Origin of the sequence: Nonomuraea sp. NPDC059023, assembly GCF_042740095.1 — a bacterium.
Classification (GTDB): Bacteria; Actinomycetota; Actinomycetes; order Streptosporangiales; family Streptosporangiaceae; genus Nonomuraea.
In genome coordinates, this window is the sequence record NZ_JBHYIO010000001.1 from 399,641 (window position 1) to 420,685 (window position 21,045).

Below are 21,045 nucleotides of genomic sequence, written 5' to 3' on the forward strand. Positions count from 1 at the left end.
GGCTTCCGACAAAGGGCGTCCACATGGCGGCGCACCGGGATGACAAATGTCATCCGAAGCGCACGCACCTTGCATTTCCAGCCAGTGATTTCCACGACTACCTGGATGAACCGCCCAGCCAGCACCATGGACGCATGCTGGAGATAAGGGATCTGCGCAAGCGGTACGCGGAGAAGGTCGCCCTGGACGGGGTGGCCTTCGCCGTACGGCCCGGCGAGATGTTCGGGTTCGTCGGCGCCAACGGCGCCGGGAAGACGACCACCATGCGGATCGTCATGGGGGTGCTCAGGCCCGACGCCGGCGAGGTCGTCTGGCAGGGCCGTCCGCTCGGCGCCGCCGACCGGCGGAACTTCGGGTACATGCCCGAGGAACGCGGGCTCTACCAGAAGATGCGGGTCGGCGAGCAGGTCGAGTACTTCGGCCGCCTGCACGGGCTGAGCCAGCCCAAGGCCCGCCAGGCCACCGACGAGCTGCTGGAGCGGCTCTCGCTCACCGAGCGGCGCGCGGACGCCGTCGAGGCGCTCTCCCTGGGCAACCAGCAGCGCGTGCAGCTGGCCGTGGCCCTGGTGCACGACCCCGAGGTGCTCGTGCTCGACGAGCCGTTCTCCGGCCTGGACCCGATCGCGGTCGACGCGCTGGCCGGAGTGCTGCAGGAGCGGTGCAGGGGCGGTGTGCCGGTGATCTTCTCCAGCCACCAGCTTGAGCTGGTGGAGCGGCTGTGCGACGCGGTCGGCATCGTCTCCGCCGGGCGCATGGTGGCCAGCGGCACCGTCGAGGAGCTGCGCGCGGCCGAGAGCAGCACGCTGCGCGTCGTCGTGCGCGACGCCCAGCCCGGCTGGGCCGACGGCCTGCCGGGGCGGCTCACGGTCACCGGCGACCGGAACGTGCTGCTCATCGAGTCCGGCGAGGACCAGGAGATCCTGCACCGCGCCATCAAGGCCGGACACGTCGAGCACTTCGGGGTCGAGCACCCCACCCTCACCGAGATCTTCAAGGAGGCCGTGGCATGAACTCCCTGCTCCTGGTGGCGCGTCGGGAGATCTCGACACAGCTGCGCACCAAGGCCTTCATCATCGGCCTGATCGTCACCGTGGTCATCATGGCCGGCCTCGCCTTCGCCCCCAAGCTCATGGGCGGCCCCGACTCCTACACGCTGGGCACGGTCAACTCCCAGCAGCTACCGCTCAAGGCGGCGGCCCCCGACATCGAGTTCGAGTGGCGCAAGTACGCCGACGCCGCGGCCGCCAAGAAGGCGCTGCTCGACGGCGACGTCGAGGCGGTGCTCGTGGACGGCACGAAGGTGCTGACCGACGGTGAGATCGAGACCGAGCTCGGCATCCTGCTCCAGAGCGTCAACCGCGAGGCGCGGCTCGGCGCGGCCGGGGTGAACATCCCGCCGCTGGCCATGGAGTCGGTGGGCGCCGACACCCGCTACCAGGCCGCCCGCGCGGGCATCGCGACCGTGCTGGTCATCGTGTTGTTCATGCTGGTCATCGGGCAGGCCATGATGGTGGCCATGGGCGTGGTCGAGGAGAAGGGCAGCAGGATCGTGGAGATCCTGTTCGCCTCGCTGCGGCCCTGGCAACTGCTCGGCGGCAAGATCGTCGGCCTGGGCGTGATCGGCGTCATCAACCTGGCCGTGACACTGGCCGCGGGTCTCGTGGCCGCGTTCGCTTCGGGCCTGGCCATGGACTTCCCGCCCGGGATGCCGATGATCGTGACCTGGGTGCTGGTGTGGTTCATCCTGGGGTACGCCTTCTACGCCACGCTGGCCGCCTCCCTGGCCTCCCTGGTCTCCCGGCAGGAGGAGGTCGGCAACACGCTGACCCCGATGACCATGCTCATCATGGTCACCTACCTCGTGGGGTTCTTCGCCGCCAACCAGCCGACCGGCACGCTGGCGCAGATCGTCTCGATCATCCCGCCCTTCTCCTCGATCGTCATGCCGGTGCGCCTGGCCGCCGCCGAGGTGCCCCTGTGGGAGGTTTCCCTGGCGGCCGTGCTGATGGTGGGAGCGGTGCTCGGCATGCTGTCCGTCGGCGCCAAGGTCTACGAGCGGGCGGTGCTGCGTACCGGGGCCAAGGTCAAGCTCGGCGACGTGCTGCGCGCGAAGTAGATGGATGAGCTGACGCGGGCCCGCCGCATGACCCGCCTGGTGCTGAACTCGACACTCGGCGCCATGTGGCTGGTCATCCTGCTCAACTCCGTCGCCACGCTGGCTACCGGGCGGGCGGATCTGTGGCAGGTCGGGCCCGCGCTGCTCATGGCGGTCGCCTTCAGCTGGCTCTATTTGCGCGTCAGCGACGCCGTCTTCGAGCGCCGCTACCCGGTCAGGGACGTCGTGGCCGCCGGCGTCCTGGCCTTCGCCGCCTGCGCGATCAGCGGCGCCGACGTGGCCGGCTGGGGCTTCGTCCCGATGGCGTGGCTGTCGGTGGCGGTGGTGGGGGTCCGGCGGCGGACCATGTTCCTGCTGATGCTCGGCAGCTGGCTGGCCGTCACCGCGCTGGCGGCCTTCTGGACGGTGGCCGGGCGGGCGGTCTTCGTGTCCGAGGACACCCCGGTGGCGGCCGGGATCACGGTGGCCGCCGTCACCTACCTGCTCATCTGCATGATGGCCCCGCTGTCCAACCGGTTGTGGGTGTGGATCTGGCTGCTCGCCGCGAGGGCGCACGAGGCCAAGGAGGCCCAGTCGCAGCTCGCGGTCGCCGAGGAGCGGTTGCGCTTCGCCCGCGACCTGCACGACCTCGTCGGGCATCAGCTCTCCGCGCTCGCGGTCAAGTCGGAGCTGGCCGTACGGCTGGCCGACGCCGACGTGGAAGCGGCCAAGGCGGAGATGACCGAGGTCCGCGACCTGACCAGGAAGGCGCTGCGCGAGCTGCGTGAGGCGGTGCGCGGCTACCGGGAGCTGGATCTGCCCGCGGAACTGCTGAGCGTCAAGAGCGTGCTGGAGGCGGCCGGCGTGCGGTGCGAGCTGAACCTGCCCTACCGGGAGGTGCCGACGGAGGTGGCCCGGGTCTTCGCGTACGTGGTGCGCGAGGCGGTGACCAACGTGCTCAAGCACTCCACGGCCGGATTCTGCGCCATCACCCTGCGCTTCACCGGCGACGACGCGACGCTGGAGGTCCGCAACGACGGCGTGGCCCGCAGGCGCGCCCTCGACCTCGGCAGCGGGCTGAGCGGCCTGAACGAGCGGCTGGCCGCCGTGGGCGGGAAGCTGACGGCGTTGCCGAATGGTGATGGGGAATTCACGCTGAAAGCGGTAGTGCCTCGCTGAGCGGGTAGTTCTTTGTTACTAGTGCCGTTGTGGCAGGGTAAAGCGACGTTGCGTGACGATCATCGCGGAGCGTGGGTTGAGGAGGTGGCATGCGCGTCCGGGGTAAGCCTGGGGCCCAGGTGGTGCGGATCGGCTCCCGGCTGGACGCCGGGACCTCGGCGGGGCTGCGCCAGCGGCTGCACGACGCGGTGGACTCGGGCACGGGCGATCTCGTCCTGGATCTCTCCAAGCTGGAGATGATCGACGCCACCGGCCTCGGGGTGCTCGTGGGCACGCATCGGCGCGCGCTCGCCGCGGAACGCCGCCTGGTCCTGCGCCGGGTGCCGCCCCGGATCATGCGGGTGCTGGCGGTGACCCGGCTGAACCGGGTCCTGCACGTGGAGGTGCCCGCCGCCGCGGTGGCCTGACGGGTTCTACGTCTCGGCTTCTACGTCTCGGTTTCTACGTCTCGGCCCGGAGCCGGGCCAGCGTCGCGGGGGTCTGGGCGTCCAGCCAGCCGGCAAGCTGCTCGAAGGAGACGCATCTGACGGCGTTACGCGTGCAGACCTCCTCCATGAGCGTGATCAGCGCCCGCATGTAGATGCCGCCGTTCCACGTCTCGAAGTGGTTGCCGATGAAGACCGGGGCGCGATCCCCGCGGAATGAGCGCCGCACCGCGCCGACGTAGGCCTCGGTGGTCTGGCGCTGCCAGCGCCGCCAGTTGTGCCGTTCGCCGCTGCGGGCGCCGCTGTGCACGGTGAAGAAGTTGTAGTCCATGCCGAGTACGCGCGTCGTGCTGCCGGGCAGCGGGATGCTGGGCAGCGGGAACTGCCACAGCCCCGAGCGCCTGCGCGGCCAGCGGACCTCGCCGGTGCCTGAGGCGTCGTAGCGCCAGCCGTACTTCTTGAAGGCGGTGAACATCGCCTCGCGATCGCCCTGCAGGCAGGGCGTGCGGCCGCCGGACACCGCCTCGCGGATGTGGAAGGGCAGCTCGGGCAGGTCGGTGCGGCCGGAGTTGCGCCGCCAGTTCTCGACGAGGCCGTAGAACTGGTCGATCTCGCTGCGCCAGTCGGCGGCCGACCACGAGGAGACGCCGGTCGGGCCGCAGAAGTGGCCGTTGAAGTGTGTGCCGATCTCGTGGCCCGAGTTCCAGGCGGCGGTGAGCTCGGCCGCCTGGCCGGCGATCCTGGAGGGGCGCTGGAAGCCGATGTCGGAGCTGCCGCGCGGGCGTCCGGGCGGCCGGTACAGCTCGCGCCGGTCGGCGGGCAGCAGGTAGACGCCCGACAGGAAGAACGTCAGCTTGGCCTGGTGGCGCTCGGCGGCCCTGCGGAAGACCGGGAACCAGTCCTGGCCGTCCACCCCCGCCCCGTCGAAGGAGATCACCACGAACTGGGGCGGGCGTTCTCCCCGGCGCAGGCGGCAGCTGTTCTCCGCGCACCACGAACTCCGCCCTCCGGGGGAGGGCGACTTTCCCGTACTTGTTTCGCTGGGCCGAGGGCTGACGGGTGCGGACAAACCGAGCCTGCCGGGCAATGGTTGTGCCGTGACGTTGCCGCACGCCGCCGTTCCCAAAGCTACGCAGATGCCGATTAGCGTGATTATCCCCCGGCGCACTCCGCCATGGAATCACGGTCTGTCATCAAATGCTCACGACGCACCGAGTGCCCGTCCACAGATGTGAACAGCGACTTGGACCAGCTCTTCGAGTTCCTTCGGCTCCTCGGCGAGGATCCATTCGATGAGAAGTTCTTGCAGCGCTCCAATCACGCCGAGCGCCAGCAGATGCCGATCGATCTTCGCCGCCTGCGGGAATTCGGCGGAGGCCTCCTCCACGAGCCTGGCGAAGGAGGCCACGGCGCGCTGCCGGGATGCCGCCAGCACATCTCCCGACCTGCGCACCTCCAGGTGCATGATGCGGGCACGGCGCCAGTCGGCCGTGGCGAATTCCATATAGGCGCGCACTCCCGCGCCGATTCTCCCGTCGAGCGTCTGAGGCGCATCCTGCAACGCTTTGGCGACGACGGCGAGGCTTTCCTCGACGCAGCGTTCGTGGAGCGCCTGAAGGAGTTCCTCGCGCCCGCCGAAACATTCGTAGAACGCCCGGTTGGAGATCCGCGCCTCAGAACACAGCCTTTCGATCGTTGTAGCCGAGAAGCCCGGCTTAGCGTAGAGCGTGTACGCAGCTGTCATCAGCCGCTCGCGTCTGTCTGCCAGCCTTTGCTCAGCCGACATTCCCCGGTAAGACCGGTTCACATTCCACCCGTCCAACATGATCGTGGCCCCCAGAGCACATAATTATGGACGGATGATCTGTATTCGGAAAGAGCGCGCAGATCACCTCTTACGTCGTCCGTGCAAGAACGTGACAAGCCTGATCAGCCGCTCAAGCTCGTCGGCGCCCCGGGAGAAGGACGTAAGGTTCATCCCGGGCATCGCGAAGCGCTGCCGTGAGATGGCTTTGGGCCTGGCGAACTCGCGCAGTCCGTCGGCGCCGTGGATGCGGCCGAACCCCGAGTCACCGACCCCACCGAAGGGTAGCGCGGGAACGCCCGCGAAGGAGATGACTGAGTTGATCGCGGTCATTCCGCTGCGCATCAGCCTGGCCAGTTCCATGGCCCGGCGGGTGTTCTTCGAGAAGATCGTTCCGGCCAGCCCGTACGCCGAGGCGTTGGCGAGCTCCAGCGCCTCCCGCGCGTCACGGGTGCGGCGCACGGTGATGGTCGGGCCGAAGGTCTCCTCGCGCACGGCGGGGGAGTCCTCGGGCACGTCCTCGACGATGACCGGGTCCACGAACGGCGCGCGGACCGACTCCGGGCCACCAGTCACGACTTTTCCGGACTTGGTGGCTTCGTCGATGTGCCGGCGGATGATGTCCATCTGACCCGGCATGGTGATCGGACCGTAGTCCTTGCCCGCCTTGACCGTGCTCGCCCGCTCGGCCAGCTCCCGCATGAACGGCTCGTACACCGCGTCCACCACGTAGACCCGCTCCACGCCCACGCAGGTCTGGCCGGCGTTGGACAGCGCGCCCCAGAGGCACGCGTCGGCCGCCGCCTTCAGGTCGGCGTCGGCGTCCACGATGAAGGCGTCCTTGCCGCCGCACTCGGCCACGATCGGCGTGAGGTTCTGCGCGCAGGCCGCCATGACCCGCTTGGCGGTGGCGGTCGAGCCGGTGAAGGCGATCTTCTTGACCCTCGGATCGCCCGCCAGGGCCGCGCCGGTCTCGCCCAGGCCGGTCACCGTCTGCAGGACCGGGTGCTCGGGTACCGACTCGGCGAACAGTTCGGCCAGCCGTACCCCGACGCCGGGGGTGAGTTCACTGGGCTTGAAGACGACCGCGTTGCCGGCCGCGAGCGCGTACGCGATCGAGCCCATCGGCGTGAAGACCGGGTAGTTCCACGGGCCGATCACGCCGACGACGCCCAGCGGCAGGTACTCCAGCGTGGCGGCCAGGTTCAGGCCGACCATGCCGGGGGAGACCCGGCGGCGGCCGAGCACCTTGGCCGCGTTGCGCGCCGCCCAGTCGATGTGGGTGATCGCCAGCACGATCTCCAGCGTGGCGTCGCCCACCGGCTTGCCGGTCTCCTCGTGGACGAGCGTGGCCAGCTGCCTGAGGTTCTGCGTGATGACGGCCTTGTAGTCGAGCAGCCGGCGGCGCCGTTCGGCCGCGCCCAGGCCCGCCCACCAGGCGGCCGCCTCCTCCGCGCGGCCGACGGCGGCGTGGACCGCCTCCTGGCCCTGCTTGGGATGGCTGCCCACGACCGTGCCGGTCGCGGGGTTCAGGGAGTCGAACGTCAGCGTCGTCATGGCCGCCACGATAAGCCGGTAAATCAACGCTTACAACAGACCGCGCTCCATGGCCGTCGTGACCGCCGCCGTACGGTCGGAGACGCCGAGCTTGCCGAAGATCCGCAGCAGGTGCGTCTTCACCGTGGTCTCGCTGATGAACAACCGGCGGCCCACCTCGGCGTTGGTCAGCCCGCGCGCCACCAGCGCCAGCACCTCCGCCTCACGCGGCGTCAGTGCCTGCTGCACCGGGCCGCGCATCCGCGTCACCAGCTTGGTCGCCACCGACGGCGACAGCACAGTCTCGCCCCTGGCCGCCGCGTAAACGGCCGCCACCAGGTCCTCGGCGCTGGTGTCCTTCAGCAGGTAGCCCGCCGCGCCGGCCTCGACCGCGCGCACGATGTCCTGGTCACTCTCGTACGTCGTCAGCACGATCACCCGGACCCCCGGGCGGTCCGCCAGGATGCGGCCGGTCGCGCTCACGCCGTCGCCGCCGGGCATGCGCAGGTCCATGAGCACCACGTCGGGGGCCATCTCACGGGCCCGCACGACCGCCTCGTCGCCGGAGGAGGCGGCGCCGACCACGTCGAGGCCGGGGTCGCCGTCCAGCATGCCGCGCAGGCCCTCCCTGACCACCGGATGGTCGTCCACGATCAGGAGCTTGATCACGCCGGCACCTCCACGGTCAGCGTCGTCCCCGCGCCCGGCGTGCTGGTGAGCGTCAGCGTGCCGCCCGCCTGCTCGACCCTGCCGCGCATGGTACGCAGGCCGAAGCCGACGCTCTCCTCCCGGAATCCTCTTCCGTCGTCGGCCACGCTCAGGCGTACCTGCCGCTCGCCGTACTCCAGAGCCACGCGCACGTCCCGCGCGGCGGCGTGCTTGCGCACGTTGGCCAGCCCTTCCTGCAGCGCGCGGATGAGCACCACGTCGGTGCGGGTGGCCAGCGGCCGCGCCGCGCCGCACGCCTCGAAGCGCGCGCCGATCCCGATCTCGTCGCCCATCCGCTCGGTGATCCGCCGTAACGCCTCGACGAGCGAGGCGTCGTCGAGCGGCGCGGGCGCGAGCGCCGACAGGAACGCGCGCGCCTCGGCCAGGTTCTCCTGCGCCGTCCGTACGGCCAGCGCCAGATGCCGGGCCGGATCCGGCTGCCGCTGCGCCGCCCGCACGAGCATGATGATGCTGGTGAACCCCTGGGCCAGCGTGTCGTGGATCTCCCCGGCCAGCCGCTCGCGCTCGGCCTGCGCCCCGCGCTCGGCCGAGAGCCTGGCCACCTCGGCCCTGCTCGCCTCAAGTTCCTCGATCAGCGCCGCTCGCTCCTTGCTCTGCTTGGTGATCCGCTCGATCCACAGCCCCATGGTCCAGGAGAAGAACACCACGACCGTCATGACCACGATCAGGTTGAAGGCCGAGCCCAGCGGGTCCTCCCGGTCGGCCACCGTGATCGCCGGGCCCGTCCACAAGACGATGCTGGCGATCGTCGCCTCTTTGGCGGGCAGCGCCAGGTAGCACATGGAGCAGAGCCCGAACAGCGAGAACGAGATCGCGGGGATCGTCAGCGCGGCCGGGGTGAACAGCACGACCAGCAGCGCCACGTAGAGCACGCTCCTGCGCCGGTCCTCCGCGAGGATGCCCGGCCGGCCGACGAACACGTAGAGCGGGATCGTGGCCAGCAGGCAGCCGGCCACGATCGCCTTCTCCCTGACCGAGAAGTCGCCGGCCAGCGCGAACACCACCGGGATCAGCGTGGTGACGACGAGCAGCAACTCCCAGCCGCGCAGGCTCTCCCAGACGTTGGGGCCCGCGGAGCTCAGCCGTCGCGGCGGCTCTTCCACCGGAACGTCATCAGGCACAGCGCCAGGCCTCCGACCGTCCACGCGCCCAGCACCAGGGCGACCTTGCCCAATTCATACGACCTGGCCAGCTCCAGCGCCACCCCGCCGTCGCCGATGAACACCGAGCGGAAGCCCTGGGCCACCCACCTCAGCGGGAAGACCGAGGCGACGTCGATGAGCCACGGCGGCAGCTCGGTGAAGGGGATGTAGATCCCGGAGATGAACTGCAGCACCACGAACGGAAGCGTGATCACCGCCGCCGCGGACTTGGCCGAGCTGGGCAGGCTGCTGGCCGCGATCCCCAGCAGGCCGCCGGCCGCCAGCCCCAGGACCAGCACCCAGGAGAAGGTCAGCCAGCCGACCAGGTCGGCGGGCAGCTCCAGGTCGTACAGGAACACCGCCACGGCCAGCAGCAGCGCCACCTCGATGGCCGCGATGACCAGGACGCTCAGCACCTTCCCGGCGAAGTACGAGCTCTTCGGCATCGGCGTGCCCGCCAGCCGCTTGAGCCCGCCCTCCTCACGCTCGACCGCGATGCTGATGGCGAGGTTCTGGAAGCTGACGCTGAAAATGCCCGCGCTGATCAGCGCCGCCGCGTAGAGCTGCGAGACCGTGACGTGCGTTCCTTCCAAGGTCCCGGCGAAGATCGCGCTGAACAGCACCAGCAGCACGATCGGGAAGGCGAAGGTGAAGACGACCTGGTCTCGGGCGCGGAAGAAGATCTTGAGCTCGAAGGCGGCTCTCGACAGCGCGATCATGACTCCTCCAGCAGGCGGAGGTAGACGTCCTCCAGAGTGGGCCGGGTGACGCGCAGTTCGGGGATCTCGCCGTCGTAGCGGCTCATGAGCTCGGCGACCGTTTTGGTCGGCGTGGCCGTGCGCTTCTCGCCGTCCGCCCACGTGACCGTGGCCTCGTCGCTCGCGCGCCCGCCGAGGGTACGCGGCGTGCCCTCGGCCACGATCCGCCCGCCCGCGATCACCGCCACCCGGTCGGCCAGTTCCTCGGCCTCGTCGAGGTAGTGCGTGGTGAGCAGGATCGTGGTGTCCTCCAGGTTCCTGATCAGCTCCCAGAAGCGGCGGCGGGCCTCCGGGTCGAAGCCGGTGGTCGGCTCGTCCAGGAAGAGCAGCTCCGGGTTGCCGATCAGGCCCAGTGCCACGTCGAGGCGGCGGCGCTGGCCGCCGGAGAGCTTGGCCACGCGCGCCTTCGCCTTCTCGGCCAGCCCCACCCGGTCGATGACCTCGTCGGGGTTGGCCGGGTCCGGGTAGAAGCGGGCGAAGTGGGTGACGACCTCGCGTACCGAGATCTCGGCCACGTCGCCTGCCGTCTGGGGGACGATGCCCACACGGGCCCGCCAGGCGCGGGTCGGCCGGTGCGGGTCGGCGCCCAGGACGCCGACCTCGCCGCCGTCGCGCTTCCTGAGCCCTTCGAGGATTTCTATCGTGGTCGACTTGCCCGCGCCGTTGGGGCCGAGAAGGGCGAAGGTCTCGCCCCGGTGGATGTCCAGATCGATGCCGCGGACCGCCTCCAACGCGCCGTAGCGCTTGGCGAGTCCGCGGACGTGCACTGCGGTCTCCATGGAGTCAAGGGTCCGGATATGGCCGGACCCGCGACACCTTCGGGTGATCGACCCCGTTGTCCTCCGTTCAGAGGACGGCCGGGCGCAGCATCCCCCACACCACCGGGCCGTCGGGCAGCTTGATCTCCCCGGTCACCGAGAAGCCGAACCGCTCGTAGATCGGGATGTTCGCCTCCTTGCTGCTCTCCAGGTAGACCGGCAGCCCCGCGCACCGGGCCAGCCCGGAACGCAGCAGCGCCCCGCCCACGCCGGTGCCCTGGACCGCCGGGTCGGTACCGATCTGGGCGAGATACCAGTGCGGCTCCTTCGGGCGGTGTTCGGCGAACGCCTCCTCCAGTCGCATGCCGTACACCACCCGGTCGCCCATCACCTCCAGCAGCACGGGCCCGCCCGCCTCCAGGTCGGGCGTGAAGCCGGGCGGGTCCCAGATCGCCGCCCCGGTCACCGCGCCGCTCCCGTCGCGGGCCACCTCCACCACGTCATGCATGTAGCGGGCGGTCGCCACGAACATCCCGGGCCGGTCCGCGGCCCGCGGCATCATCCACTCCATCACCGGGTCGTCGGCGAACGCCCGTCCGAGCATCTCGCCGATCTCCTCCATACCGCTCGTCTTGTCCGCGGTCACGATCTCCATGAAGCTCAGTCCTCCAGCCAGGATCCGTGGAAGCCGGCGGGGACCCGTCGCGGCAGCCGTACCGACGCTACCTCCGAAAGATCGCGCGCGTCGGCCACGAGCAGGCGCGAGGCCTCGCCCGAGGTGACGATCGACAGCAGCCAGCCCTCGTCCTCGGCCCGCGCGCCCTCGGCCGGCACGAACACCGCCTCCCCGGTGGCGCCGCCCGTCGCCAGGGCGGAGGCGCCGCCGCTCTGGTGGTCGTACTTGATGATCTGGTCGTCGCCGACCGTGTAGAGGTAGCGGCTGCCGAGCCCGAGCCGGTCCTCGTTCAGCGTGGGGAACTCGACGTTGCGGTCGTCCAGCGGCTCCTCCGACACCTTGCCCGTGGCCGGGTCGAGCGTCCAGCTGTACAGGGAGGCGCTGATCGTGCCCGCGGCGTGGCGGGCGGCGTCGGCCTGGCCGGCGATGTGCTCCCACAGCTTGACGAAGACGTCGGCGGTGTAGCGTGCGGCGGTGAGCACCACGCGGCCCTCGGAGTCCTCCCAGGCGTTGCCGACATGGAACGCGTAGCACAGGTCCACCTCGAACCACCGCGTCAGCCCGCCCGCCCGCGGCGTCAGCCCGATCCGCGCGCCGTACCCCTCGTCGAAGGCGTAGGGCATGCCCATGCCGCGGTCCAGATTGAAGGTGACCGGAAGGTCCAGCCAGACCAGGTAGTTCTCGGTGATCGCGAAGTCGTGCATCATCGTCGAGCCCGGAACCTCGATCTCCTTCGTCTCCACCAGCTCACCCCCCGCCGACAGCCGGTGGTAGGTCAGGAAGGGCGGGAAGAACCCGTAACCGAAGAAGTGCAGCTCGCGGGTGATCGGGTCCTGCTTGGGGTGCGCGGTCATCGCCGTCGCCAGCTTCCCCTGGAAGTCGACCGGCCCGACCGTGTCGAGCTCGGGCGTCATCTCGTACGGCAGGCCGACCTCGATCAGCGCGAAGATGCGGCCGTCGTGCCCGATCACGTGGGTGTTGGCCTGGGTGGCGGTCAGATCGACACCCTTGTCGCTGACCAGATCGGTCCCGTCGGTGAACGTCGTGGTCCGCACCCACCGATTCCGGTACCACTCGGCCCGGCCGTCGCGCAGGCGGATGCCGTGGATCATCCCGTGGCCGGCGAACCAGTGGCCGGGGTCCTCGCCGGGCCGCGGGTTGGGGCCGTTGCGGAAGTAGCGCCCGGTGAGCTCGGGTGGCAACGCGCCCTCCACCGGAAGGTCGTAGGCGTCGATCTCATCGGGAACGGGAGCCAGATAGCCGGTCAGGTAGGCCTTTTCCATGCCGATACTCCAATCTTGATAGGTCGAACATAGAAGCTTCATGTATGACCTGTCAATGATGGAATATCAGGATTGGGCCGTCAGAGATCCGGCCGCGCAGGACATCGAGCCGTAGGCGAGGTTGAACAGGGTCGCGGCGCCGACCGCGATGCCCCAGGTGACGGGCTCCTCATCGTCGGCCAGCAACGGCGACAGGACGCCGCTGCCGTCGAAACAGGTCCCGGCCCAGCCGTTGAGAACGCCGATCGTGTTCTGGTTCTCCTCATCGACGGTCGCGGCGATGGTCGGCACCTCCCACAGGATGTTCGCGCCGAAGTCCACCCAGGGAGACGCCGGGCCCCAGACCTTGCTCGCGCCCGAGTCCCGCGCGGTCAGCCCGACGCCCAGGTCCACGAGCGACTTCACGACCATGAGATCGGTGATGGCCTGGTTGGTGATGGCCCACCACTTCTGGTCCTTCAGGTCCTGGATCTGGCCCATGACGTCGGGGGCCACGTACACCCAGTACGACACGCACGCCAGGCTGTTGAGGACCGGGAAGGCCTGCGTGACCACCTTGAACTGCCGGGCCTTCGTGGCCAGCGGCTGCAGCACGCTCACCGCCACCGCTGCGTGTACTGCCTCGCGTAGGCGAGGAGTTGATTGACCCCGGTGAAGAAATTCAGAAGCCCGTCTTGTCTTGCCTGGGTGTCGTGAAGATCGGGGATTTCGGAACCGCGTTGTACTTCGCGTCCGACAACACCTGCGAGATCGCTCTCCATCCGACAGTGGCGCGGAGAAGCCGGGAGCTTGGCAGCGGGTCGATCTCGCCACCGCCCTCGCCGCCCCTGGCGGTCGCCGTCGGCGTCAACTACGCACTGACTGGCGTGTCCTCACACTGAAGCCCGACGGCGCATCTGGCTCGCCGGAGCGCCGGGTGTGTTGAGCAGCACAGAACAAGCAGGACTAGCCATTCGGTTCTGGGCTCCGGGGCCGGGTGCCTGCTCCGCGTCCTGCACGGCCTGGCGGAGTCGCACAGGCTCTGCCCGGTCGGCCGCGCGCCCATCCCGATCGGGTGCCGGCTTTTGGCCCAACGCCGGTGCGTCGGCCAAGGGTCTTTCGCCGACCTGCTGGGCAACGCGCGGGGGTCCGGGGGTGGGCCCCCGGCCGGGGGTGGTGGGGCTTGGCCCCCCGCTGAGGGGAGCCCGAGCGCCCCCGGCGCGTAGCGCCCTCGTGAGGACCGTTGCCCGCGCAGCGGCCCCGTTGCTCCGTCGGGCTAGAAGAGGGTGGGGTTTTCGGGTTCGATGCCGCGCAGCGCGTCGTAGTCCAGGGTGACGCAGTTGATTCCGCGGTCCGTCGCCAGCACCCGGGCCTGGGGTTTGATCTCCTGGGCCGCGAACACCCCGCGCACCGGCGACAGCAGCGGGTCGCGGTTCAGGAGTTCGAGGTAGCGGGTCAGCTGTTCCACCCCGTCGATCTCGCCGCGCCGCTTGATCTCCACCGCGACCGTCGCGCCCGCGGAGTCCCGGCACAGGATGTCCACCGGCCCGATCGCCGTCATGTACTCCCGGCGGATCAGCGAGTACCCGTCGCCCAGCGTCGTGATGTGCTCGGCCAGGAGTTCCTGCAGGTGCGCCTCCACCCCGTCCTTGATCAGGCCGGGGTCCACGCCCAGTTCGTGGGAGAAGTCGTGGAGGATCTCCTCCATCGTCAGGACCAGCTTCTCGCCCGTCTTGCCGTGGGTGACGGTCCAGGTGTCGCCGTCCTCCTTGAGCTTGCAGGGCGGGTTCATCCAGTTGAGCGGCTTGAAGGCGCGGTCGTCGGCGTGGATGCTCACGCTGTTGTCCGCCTTGATCATGATCAGCCTCGGCGCCATCGGCAGGTGCGCCGTGAGCCGTCCTATGTAATCCACGCTGCATCGCGCGATGACCAGCCGCATGACGGCCCACCCTACCGGCTCTGGAAAACTGGGGGGCATGGCGTTTGAAAAGGTGGGAGTGGTCGGTCTCGGCACGATGGGTGCGGGGATCGCCGAGGTGTTCGCGCGTGCGGGGATACGGGTGATCGGCGTCGAGGCCGATCCCGAGGCGCTCGCGCGGGGTCGCGGGCACCTGGAGAGGTCCACCGGCCGGGCCCTGGACAAGGGGCGGCTGAGCGCCGAGGAGCGTGCGGCGATTTTGGGGCGGATCACGCTCACCACCGCGCGCGAGGATCTCGCCGACGCCGATCTGGTGGTGGAGGCGATTCCCGAGATCCTCGAGTACAAGATCGCGTTGTTCGCCGACCTCGACCGGATCTGCAAGCCGGAAACGGTGCTGGCCACCAACACCTCGTCGCTGTCGGTGACCGCCGTCGCCGCCGCCACCGGTCGGCCCGGCAAGGTGATCGGCATGCACTTCTTCAACCCGGCGCCGGTCATGAAGCTGGTCGAGGTGGTCGGCACGGTCATGACGGACGACGGGCTGCCGGAGCGGATCGCGGACCTGTCCCGGGCGCTCGGCAAGACGCCGGTGGTGGTGGGCGACCGGGCCGGGTTCGTGGTCAACAGGCTGCTCCTGCCGTACCTCAACCAGGCCGCGGTGCTGCTGGAGCGCGGCGTCGCGGCGCGCGACGACATCGACACGGCGATGAGGAAGGGTGTCGGGCTGCCGATGGGCCCGTTCGCGCTGCTCGACCTCATCGGGCTCGACACCTCCTACGAGGTCATGGGGGTGCTCTTCGACGAGACGCGCTCCCCGCGCCACGCGCCCGCCCCCGTCCTGCGCGAACTGGTCACCGCCGGGCTTCTCGGCCGCAAGAGCGGGCGCGGATTCCACGGCGAGGAGCCCGCTCCCGGCGAGCCGGACAAGGCGTCCGCGACCCGGGTCCTGGTCCGCGGCGAGGGCGCGGAGGAGCTCGCCGCGCGGCTGGCCGCCGCGGGCTTCGGTGAGTCCGACACGCCCGACGTCGTGCTGCGGCTCGGTGAGCGTCCCGTGATCGAGCACGCCGTACGGCATGCCGACCCGTCCCGCGTGGTGGGCATCCACCTCGTGGGCCAGAGCGTCGCGGAAGTCGTCTCGACCGTGCTCACCGCCCCGTCGGCGACCACCGCGGCCGTCGGCCTGATGACCGTGCTCGGCCTGGCCCCGGTGCCCTGCCGGGACCGGGCGGGCTTCGTGGTCGAGGCCCTGCTCTTCCCCTATCTCAACGACGCGGTCAGGATGCACGAGTCCGGCTACGCCTCGATCGCGGACATCGACAACGCCATGCGGCTGGGCTGCGGTTATCCGGCGGGGCCGTTCGAGATGATCGAGAGCATCGGGCCGCGGGAGGTGCGCGACGGCCTGCGCGCCCTCTACGCCGAGTACCGCGAGCCGTCCTACGCGCCCGCGCCCCTGCTCGACCAGCTCGTCACCGCGGGCCTGCAGACGTTCCCGCGCGCATGAGCCCCCGCCGCGCCCGCCGCAAGGAGTCGACCCGCCCCAACGCCTTCCCCTCCACCACCGACCAGGTGGAGGAGTGGCCGGACGGGGAGTGGAAGGTACGCATGCTCAGCGGTGCCGGAGCCGCCAAGGACTACCGCTGTCCGGGTTGCGACCAGGAGATCAAGGCGGGCCAGCCGCATCTGGTGAGCTGGCCCAACTGGACCGGCGGCGACGAGGAGCGGCGGCACTGGCACACGGCCTGCTGGCGCAAGAGACTGGACCGCGGTCCCGGCCGTAGCCGTTACTGAAAGGAACGATTAGTGAAAGGAACGATGTGGAGATCCGCGCGGCGAGCGTGCTGCCCGCCCGGCGTGAGCCGATCGAGTTGCACACCGGTGACGGACTGACCCTGGTCGGCGAGCTGGCCCAGCCCGAGGGCCGCGACCCGGTCGCGACGCTCGTCACCCTGCACCCGCTGCCCACTCACGGCGGCTTCATGGACAGCCACGTCTACAAGAAGGCGGCCAACCGCCTGCCCGCACTGGCGGATCTGGCGGTGCTGCGCTTCAACACCCGCGGCACCTCCTCCGAGCGCGGCACCTCCGAGGGCGCCTTCGACGGCGGCGAGGGCGAGCGCTACGACGTGGCGGCGGCGCTGGAGTACGCCGAGTACCACGATCTGCCGCGCGTGTGGGTGGTCGGCTGGTCGTTCGGCACCGAGCTGGCGCTGAAGTGGGCGCGCGACCCGCTGGTGGAGGGCGCGATCCTCATGTCGCCGCCGCTGCACAGGGCCGTGGACACCGACCTCGACGCGTGGGCGGAGTTCGGGCGGCCGATGACCGTGCTGGTGCCGGAGTTCGACGACTACCTGCGGCCGGAGGAGGCGCGCAGGCGCTTCGCCCGGGTGCCCCAGGCCGAGGTGGTGGCGGTCGAGGGGGCCAAGCATCTGTGGGTGGGCGAGCCGTACGTGCGCATCGCACTGAACGAGATCGTCAAGCGGGTGAATCCGGAACGCCACCCGCTGCCCACCGAGGTGCCGGAAGGCTAAGCTCGCCCTGTAGAACGATGTTCTGTGGAGCGAGGAGGCGGGCGTGGACGCGTTCGATCTGACCGGCAAGAAGGCACTGGTCACCGGAGCATCCCGGGGCATCGGCAGAGCCATCGCGCTCGCCTACGCGCGGGCGGGCGCGGACGTGGCGCTGCTCTCCCGTTCGGCCGAGTCGCTGGGCGAGGTGGCCAAGGAGATCTCCGAGCTCGGCAGGAGCGCGTTCGTCGTCCCCGCTGACCTGGCCGACAGGGAGGCCGCCGCCGCTGCCGTGCGCACCTCGATCGAGGCGCTCGGGCACGTGGACATCGTGGTCAACAACGCCGGAGGCTCCAACTTCCTGGTGGAGTTCAAGGACCTGCGCCTGTCCGGCTGGGACAAGCTCATGCGGCTCAACCTCGACTCGGCCGTCTCCGTCTGCCACACGATCGCGCCGCACCTGCTGGAGCGGGGCTCCGGTTCGGTCATCAACGTCGGCTCAGCGGCCGCCAGGGGCGCGCCCTTCCTGGCGCCCTACGCCGCCGCCAAGGCCGGGCTGGTCGCCCTCACCAAGTCCCTGGCCATCGAGTGGGCCCGCGCGGGCGTCCGGGTCAACGCGCTGTGCCCCGGCTGGACGGCCACCGACCTCAACCGCAACCTCTGGCAGGACGAGGCGGCGAGCCGTTCGACCATCGCCTCGGTTCCGATGGCCCGCTGGGGCACCGCCGAGGAGATGGCACACCCCGCCGTATTTCTGGCCAGTCCGGCGTCTGCCTATATGACAGGCCAAGTCCTGTTCATCGACGGCGGTCTGACGACAACCTGAACGAAGCGGACTACCGTGAGTCCGTGCAGCTCTACACGAGATCAGCCGGGAACGGTGTCCCGGTCGTCCTGCTCCACGCCTTCCCCCTCTCCTCGGCGATGTGGCTGGCCCAACGCGAAGGGCTGGCCGCCTCGTGCAGGGTGATCACGCCAGATCTGCGGGGGTTCGGCGGATCGCGGCTCGGTGACGACGAGCCGTCGGTCGACGCCATGGCCGACGACGTCGCCGCGATGCTCGACGCGGAAGGCATCGAACGCGCCGTCGTCGGCGGCCTGTCCATGGGCGGCTACGTCACCATGGCCTTCTGCCGGCGCCACCCCGACCGGCTGCTCGGCGTCATCCTGGCCGACACCAAGGCCTCGCCCGACCCCGAGCCGGCCCGCGACAACCGCGAGCGCATCGCCCTGCGGGTGCTCGACGAGGGCCCCGGCGTGCTGGTCGAGGAGGTGCTGCCCGCGCTCATCGGGCGGACCACGCGCGAGCGGCGGGCCATGGTGTTCGGGCGCGTACGCGGGCTGGTGCAGGCCGCGCCGCCCGCCGCGGTGGCCTGGGCGCAGCGGGCGATGGCCGCTCGGCCGGACTCCTTCGACACGCTGAGCGGGCTGAAGGTGCCGCTGCTGGCGATCGTGGGCGAGGAGGACGAGCTCTCGCCGGTGGCCGACGCGGAGGCGATGACGCGGGCCGTACCGGATGGGCGGTTGGAGATCATCAAGAAGGCCGGGCACCTGAGCGCGGTCGAGCAGCCCGAGGCGTTCAACGCCGCGGTGGCCGACTTCGTCAGTTCCGGGCCTGGTGGGGCAGGACGATCTCCCGGATGATCAGCGAGATGGCGGCGGCGACCGGGATGGCCAGCAGCGCGCCGACGATCCCGAGCAGCGCGCCGCCGAACAACGCGGCGATCACCGTGACCGCGGGCGTCACGTCGACCGAGCGCTTCATGACGCGGGGGTAGATGAAGTAGTTCTCGACCTGCTGGTAGATCACGAAGAAGATGGCGCAGGCGATGCCGGCGGGTACCGAGCCGAGCAGGGCCACGCCGGTCACGAGCACCGCGCCGATCGTCGCGCCGACGAGGGGGATGAGGTCGGTGAGCGCGACGATGAGAGCGAGCGCCAGGGCGTACGGCACGTTCGCGATGGTCAGGAAGATCCAGCTCAGCACACCCGCGATGACCGAGATGAGCACGTTGCCGGCGACGTAGCCGCCGATGCCGCTCAGGATCTCCTCGGTGATCGCTCCGGTACGCTCGCGGCGCGTGGCCGGCACGAGCGTGAGCAGGTAGACCTTGATCGTGTGCAGGGAGCCGAGGAAGTAGAGCATCAGCACCAGCAGCGTCACCGTGGTGAACAGGCCGTCCACCACCACGAGCCCCGCGCCCATGATGCCGCTGGCCAGCGTGGTCGCCATGGAGCCGGTGAAGAATGAGCGCAGCTGCGACAGGATTTGATAGTCCTGTTCCAGCGCGCGCAGCGTGGGGTTGTTGCCGAGCTCGGTGAAGTAGCCGGGCACCGCGCTGACGAAGTCGGCCAGCTGCTGGCTGACCGGCGGGACGATGGCCACGCCGAACAACGCGAACGCCACGATGACGCCGGCGAAGACGATCCCGATCGCCGTCCGCCTGGACAGGCGGCGCCGCTGGAGGGCCTCGACGGCCGGGTTGAGGCCCACGGCCAGGAACATCGCGACCGTGATGAGGATGATCACGCTCAGCGAGCGCACGACCATCTGGCCGATCGCGATGGCGGTCAGCACGCCGAGCCCGCCGATCAGTCCGAACAGGAACGGCCCGCGGGCCAGCGGTTTGCCCGGCATGCCGTACTGGGTGTTCTCTTCGGCCGGAGTCTCGACCTCAGCTGACAATGGGGGCTCCTGGGACAAATGGGGCGGAGGCAACAAAAAGAGAGCCTAGCGACCATGTGGTCGCCAGGCCCCTTTCAGCCGTCAGTCAAACCCCCCGAGGGCGGGCCTTACTCCTGCCACCACTCGCTGTCGTCGTCCGCCTTGGCCTCCGTCTTGGCGGGTGCGGCAGCGGCCGGCGTGGGCGCCGGCTTGTCGTTGGCGGACGCTGCGATCGCCGGCTTGGCCGGTGCCGCGGCCACCGCGGGCTCCGGCTCCATGCCGGGCAGCGCCGCGCCGCCGAGCAGCTGGCGCAGCTGGGCGAGGTGGCTGGTGATGCTGTCGCGCTGGCGCGTCAGCTCGTCGACCTGGCGCTGCATCGAGGAGCGGATGCGCTCGGCCTCCGACTTGGCCTCCGAGACGATCGTCTCGGCGCTGGACTTGCTGTCGGAGACGATCTGCTCGGAGCTCTTGCGGGCGTTGGCGACCAGCTGCTTGGCGTGGATGTCAGCCTCGCGGCGGGTCTGCTCGGCCTGCTGGGTCGCCTTGGTCGCGCGCGACTCCGCCGTGGCCGCGCGCTGCTCGGCCTCGGCGACCAGCTTCTGCGTGTTGGCCTGGGCGGTGGAGTGGCGCTCGGCCTCCTGGCGCTCGGCCTCCTCGCGGCGGGAGGCGAGCTGGATCTCGAACTCCGCCTCGTCCTGGGCCCGCTTGGCCTCGGACTCCTCCAGCACCCGCTGAGCCTGGGCGCGCATCTCGTCGGCCTGGCGCTTGGCCGTCGTCAGGACCTCGTCACGCTCGCGCTTGGTCGATGCGCGGAGCTGGGCCACCTCGCGCTCGGTGGTCGTGCGGAGCTTGGCGATCTCGCGCTCGGCGTCTGCGCGCTTCTCCGCCACCTCGTGGTCGGCGGTGGCGCGCAGCTTGGCGGCCTCACGCTCGGTCGTGGCGGTCAGTTCGTCGGACTCGCGGCGTGCGGTGCCGCGGATCTCCTCGGCGTCCCGCTCTGCGCTGGTGCGCATGTCGTCGGTCTCGCGCGTGGCCTGGGCGCGCTTCTCGGCGGCTTCGGCCTCGGCGGCGGCGCGTACGTCCGCTGCCTCCACCTTGGCCGCGGCCTTGACCTCGTTGGCCTCGGAGCGCGCGGCCTGCACGAGCTCGGTGGCCTGCTCCTCGGCCAGGCGCAGCAACTGCTCGATGCGGGCGCCGAGACCGGAATAGGTGGGGCGCTCCTGCTCCTGCAGCTGGCGCTGGGAGTCGGAGAGGTCGCGCTGAATGTTGGCGAGCTGTTCGCGAGACTGACGCAACTCGCCGTCGAGTTGCTTCAGGTGGTCGTGGACCTGGTGGCGGTCATAGCCACGCAGCACCACGTCGAATTCGCGAGCTGGGGCGTCCTCGAAGAAATTGTTGAGCTGGGCGTCGATGTCGGACTGCATGGAGGCTCGATCCTGGGTTGTCGAGACGGCTACATCGGCCGGACGGGGGGTTCGGGGCATCCGAGCCAGGAGCCTGTGCCTCACGGCAGGCTCCATGTCCGGTGGAAAGCCAGCGTACTCCGCTGGTGCCGCCTTGGAGGCCCCGTCCAACTATCTGCGTGACT

The 21,045-nt window shown here is 70.1% G+C and carries 22 protein-coding genes; 9 read left to right on the top strand and 13 right to left on the bottom strand.

The features are described 5' to 3' along the window. The first annotated feature begins 134 nt into the window (after nt 1-134). The 4 genes from ACFWYW_RS01800 to ACFWYW_RS01815 all read left to right on the top strand — a co-directional run bounded on the left by ACFWYW_RS01800 (nt 135) and on the right by ACFWYW_RS01815 (nt 3,681). Complete coding sequence (locus tag ACFWYW_RS01800; protein WP_379609110.1) at nt 135-1,010, top strand: ABC transporter ATP-binding protein; 876 nt, start codon at nt 135-137, stop codon at nt 1,008-1,010. Further along, nucleotides 1,007-2,116, top strand: coding sequence for an ABC transporter permease (locus tag ACFWYW_RS01805; RefSeq protein WP_379609111.1), 1,110 nt, complete (start codon nt 1,007-1,009; stop codon nt 2,114-2,116). Before ACFWYW_RS01800 ends, ACFWYW_RS01805 begins: the two co-directional genes overlap by 4 nt. Then, nucleotides 2,117-3,274: a sensor histidine kinase gene (locus ACFWYW_RS01810; RefSeq protein ID WP_379609112.1), complete on the top strand. Its 1,158-nt coding sequence runs from the start codon at nt 2,117-2,119 to the stop codon at nt 3,272-3,274. Nucleotides 3,275-3,363: 89 nt separating this feature from the next. Further along, the gene (locus ACFWYW_RS01815) at nt 3,364-3,681 is read left to right on the top strand and encodes an STAS domain-containing protein (protein ID WP_379609113.1); all 318 of its coding nucleotides are present in this window, start codon (nt 3,364-3,366) and stop codon (nt 3,679-3,681) included. A 34-nt stretch (nt 3,682-3,715) separates the two neighbouring features. On the opposite strand, the gene ACFWYW_RS01820 is transcribed toward ACFWYW_RS01815, so the two are convergent. The 11 genes from ACFWYW_RS01820 to nucS form a co-directional block, all read right to left on the bottom strand. After that, nucleotides 3,716-4,639: a hypothetical protein gene (locus ACFWYW_RS01820; protein WP_379609114.1), complete on the bottom strand. Its 924-nt coding sequence runs from the start codon at nt 4,637-4,639 to the stop codon at nt 3,716-3,718. 261 nt (nt 4,640-4,900) lie between these two features. Further along, the gene (locus tag ACFWYW_RS01825; RefSeq protein ID WP_379609115.1) at nt 4,901-5,443 is read right to left on the bottom strand and encodes a TetR/AcrR family transcriptional regulator; all 543 of its coding nucleotides are present in this window, start codon (nt 5,441-5,443) and stop codon (nt 4,901-4,903) included. 144 nt (nt 5,444-5,587) lie between these two features. Beyond that, entirely contained in the window at nt 5,588-7,060 is a 1,473-nt protein-coding gene (locus ACFWYW_RS01830; RefSeq protein WP_379609116.1) for an aldehyde dehydrogenase family protein, read from the bottom strand. A 30-nt stretch (nt 7,061-7,090) separates the two neighbouring features. Beyond that, nucleotides 7,091-7,708, bottom strand: coding sequence for a response regulator (locus ACFWYW_RS01835; RefSeq protein ID WP_379609117.1), 618 nt, complete (start codon nt 7,706-7,708; stop codon nt 7,091-7,093). Beyond that, complete coding sequence (locus tag ACFWYW_RS01840) at nt 7,705-8,889, bottom strand: sensor histidine kinase (RefSeq protein WP_379609118.1); 1,185 nt, start codon at nt 8,887-8,889, stop codon at nt 7,705-7,707. The genes ACFWYW_RS01835 and ACFWYW_RS01840 overlap by 4 nt, the downstream gene beginning before the upstream one ends. Further along, on the bottom strand, nt 8,847-9,629 hold the full coding sequence (locus tag ACFWYW_RS01845) for an ABC transporter permease (RefSeq protein WP_379609119.1): 783 nt from the start codon (nt 9,627-9,629) through the stop codon (nt 8,847-8,849). Before ACFWYW_RS01845 ends, ACFWYW_RS01840 begins: the two co-directional genes overlap by 43 nt. After that, nucleotides 9,626-10,447 (bottom strand): ABC transporter ATP-binding protein, encoded by an 822-nt coding sequence (locus tag ACFWYW_RS01850; protein ID WP_379609120.1) that lies wholly within the window; start codon nt 10,445-10,447, stop codon nt 9,626-9,628. Before ACFWYW_RS01850 ends, ACFWYW_RS01845 begins: the two co-directional genes overlap by 4 nt. Before the next feature lie 67 nt (nt 10,448-10,514). Further along, entirely contained in the window at nt 10,515-11,081 is a 567-nt protein-coding gene (locus tag ACFWYW_RS01855; protein WP_379609121.1) for a GNAT family N-acetyltransferase, read from the bottom strand. A gap of 5 nt (nt 11,082-11,086) precedes the next feature. Beyond that, nucleotides 11,087-12,385: a carotenoid oxygenase family protein gene (locus tag ACFWYW_RS01860; protein WP_379609122.1), complete on the bottom strand. Its 1,299-nt coding sequence runs from the start codon at nt 12,383-12,385 to the stop codon at nt 11,087-11,089. A 66-nt stretch (nt 12,386-12,451) separates the two neighbouring features. Continuing rightward, complete coding sequence (locus ACFWYW_RS01865) at nt 12,452-12,985, bottom strand: hypothetical protein (protein ID WP_379609124.1); 534 nt, start codon at nt 12,983-12,985, stop codon at nt 12,452-12,454. A 655-nt stretch (nt 12,986-13,640) separates the two neighbouring features. Beyond that, entirely contained in the window at nt 13,641-14,303 is a 663-nt protein-coding gene (nucS, locus tag ACFWYW_RS01870; protein ID WP_379609125.1) for an endonuclease NucS, read from the bottom strand. Between the two features lie 37 nt (nt 14,304-14,340). On the opposite strand from nucS, the gene ACFWYW_RS01875 reads away from it, so the two are divergent. The 5 genes from ACFWYW_RS01875 to ACFWYW_RS01895 are packed head-to-tail and all read left to right on the top strand — an operon-like array spanning nt 14,341 to nt 18,436. Continuing rightward, nucleotides 14,341-15,789 carry a 3-hydroxyacyl-CoA dehydrogenase family protein gene (locus ACFWYW_RS01875; protein WP_379609126.1) on the top strand — a complete coding sequence of 483 codons (1,449 nt, stop codon included), beginning with the start codon at nt 14,341-14,343 and terminating at the stop codon, nt 15,787-15,789. Further along, entirely contained in the window at nt 15,786-16,076 is a 291-nt protein-coding gene (locus ACFWYW_RS01880) for an ATP/GTP-binding protein (RefSeq protein ID WP_379609128.1), read from the top strand. Before ACFWYW_RS01875 ends, ACFWYW_RS01880 begins: the two co-directional genes overlap by 4 nt. A 26-nt stretch (nt 16,077-16,102) precedes the next feature. Then, nucleotides 16,103-16,816: an alpha/beta hydrolase gene (locus ACFWYW_RS01885; protein ID WP_379609129.1), complete on the top strand. Its 714-nt coding sequence runs from the start codon at nt 16,103-16,105 to the stop codon at nt 16,814-16,816. Nucleotides 16,817-16,859: 43 nt separating this feature from the next. Then, entirely contained in the window at nt 16,860-17,618 is a 759-nt protein-coding gene (locus ACFWYW_RS01890; RefSeq protein WP_379609130.1) for an SDR family NAD(P)-dependent oxidoreductase, read from the top strand. A 23-nt stretch (nt 17,619-17,641) separates the two neighbouring features. Continuing rightward, nucleotides 17,642-18,436 carry an alpha/beta fold hydrolase gene (locus tag ACFWYW_RS01895; RefSeq protein WP_379609132.1) on the top strand — a complete coding sequence of 265 codons (795 nt, stop codon included), beginning with the start codon at nt 17,642-17,644 and terminating at the stop codon, nt 18,434-18,436. Here ACFWYW_RS01895 and ACFWYW_RS01900 read toward each other — a convergent pair. Both ACFWYW_RS01900 and ACFWYW_RS01905 read right to left on the bottom strand, forming a co-directional pair. Then, nucleotides 18,396-19,478, bottom strand: coding sequence for an AI-2E family transporter (locus ACFWYW_RS01900; protein ID WP_379609133.1), 1,083 nt, complete (start codon nt 19,476-19,478; stop codon nt 18,396-18,398). The two genes, ACFWYW_RS01895 and ACFWYW_RS01900, sit on opposite strands and share 41 nt — an antisense overlap. Before the next feature lie 107 nt (nt 19,479-19,585). Next, nucleotides 19,586-20,881, bottom strand: coding sequence for a DivIVA domain-containing protein (locus ACFWYW_RS01905; protein WP_184965893.1), 1,296 nt, complete (start codon nt 20,879-20,881; stop codon nt 19,586-19,588). Nucleotides 20,882-21,045 lie beyond the last annotated feature (164 nt).

Bases quoted from the DNA above. Each gene is read 5' to 3' on its own strand.
- ACFWYW_RS01845 (WP_379609119.1), bottom strand. From the start codon at position 9,629: ATGATCGCGCTGTCGAGAGCCGCCTTCGAGCTCAAGATCTTCTTCCGC.
- ACFWYW_RS01830 (WP_379609116.1), bottom strand. From the start codon at position 7,060: ATGACGACGCTGACGTTCGACTCCCTGAACCCCGCGACCGGCACGGTC.
- ACFWYW_RS01880 (WP_379609128.1), top strand. From the start codon at position 15,786: ATGAGCCCCCGCCGCGCCCGCCGCAAGGAGTCGACCCGCCCCAACGCC.
- ACFWYW_RS01855 (WP_379609121.1), bottom strand. From the start codon at position 11,081: ATGGAGATCGTGACCGCGGACAAGACGAGCGGTATGGAGGAGATCGGC.
- nucS (WP_379609125.1), bottom strand. From the start codon at position 14,303: ATGCGGCTGGTCATCGCGCGATGCAGCGTGGATTACATAGGACGGCTC.
- ACFWYW_RS01875 (WP_379609126.1), top strand. From the start codon at position 14,341: ATGGCGTTTGAAAAGGTGGGAGTGGTCGGTCTCGGCACGATGGGTGCG.
- ACFWYW_RS01860 (WP_379609122.1), bottom strand. From the start codon at position 12,385: ATGGAAAAGGCCTACCTGACCGGCTATCTGGCTCCCGTTCCCGATGAG.
- ACFWYW_RS01810 (WP_379609112.1), top strand. From the start codon at position 2,117: ATGGATGAGCTGACGCGGGCCCGCCGCATGACCCGCCTGGTGCTGAAC.
- ACFWYW_RS01850 (WP_379609120.1), bottom strand. From the start codon at position 10,447: ATGGAGACCGCAGTGCACGTCCGCGGACTCGCCAAGCGCTACGGCGCG.
- ACFWYW_RS01905 (WP_184965893.1), bottom strand. From the start codon at position 20,881: ATGCAGTCCGACATCGACGCCCAGCTCAACAATTTCTTCGAGGACGCC.
- ACFWYW_RS01815 (WP_379609113.1), top strand. From the start codon at position 3,364: ATGCGCGTCCGGGGTAAGCCTGGGGCCCAGGTGGTGCGGATCGGCTCC.
- ACFWYW_RS01805 (WP_379609111.1), top strand. From the start codon at position 1,007: ATGAACTCCCTGCTCCTGGTGGCGCGTCGGGAGATCTCGACACAGCTG.
- ACFWYW_RS01800 (WP_379609110.1), top strand. From the start codon at position 135: ATGCTGGAGATAAGGGATCTGCGCAAGCGGTACGCGGAGAAGGTCGCC.
- ACFWYW_RS01825 (WP_379609115.1), bottom strand. From the start codon at position 5,443: ATGACAGCTGCGTACACGCTCTACGCTAAGCCGGGCTTCTCGGCTACA.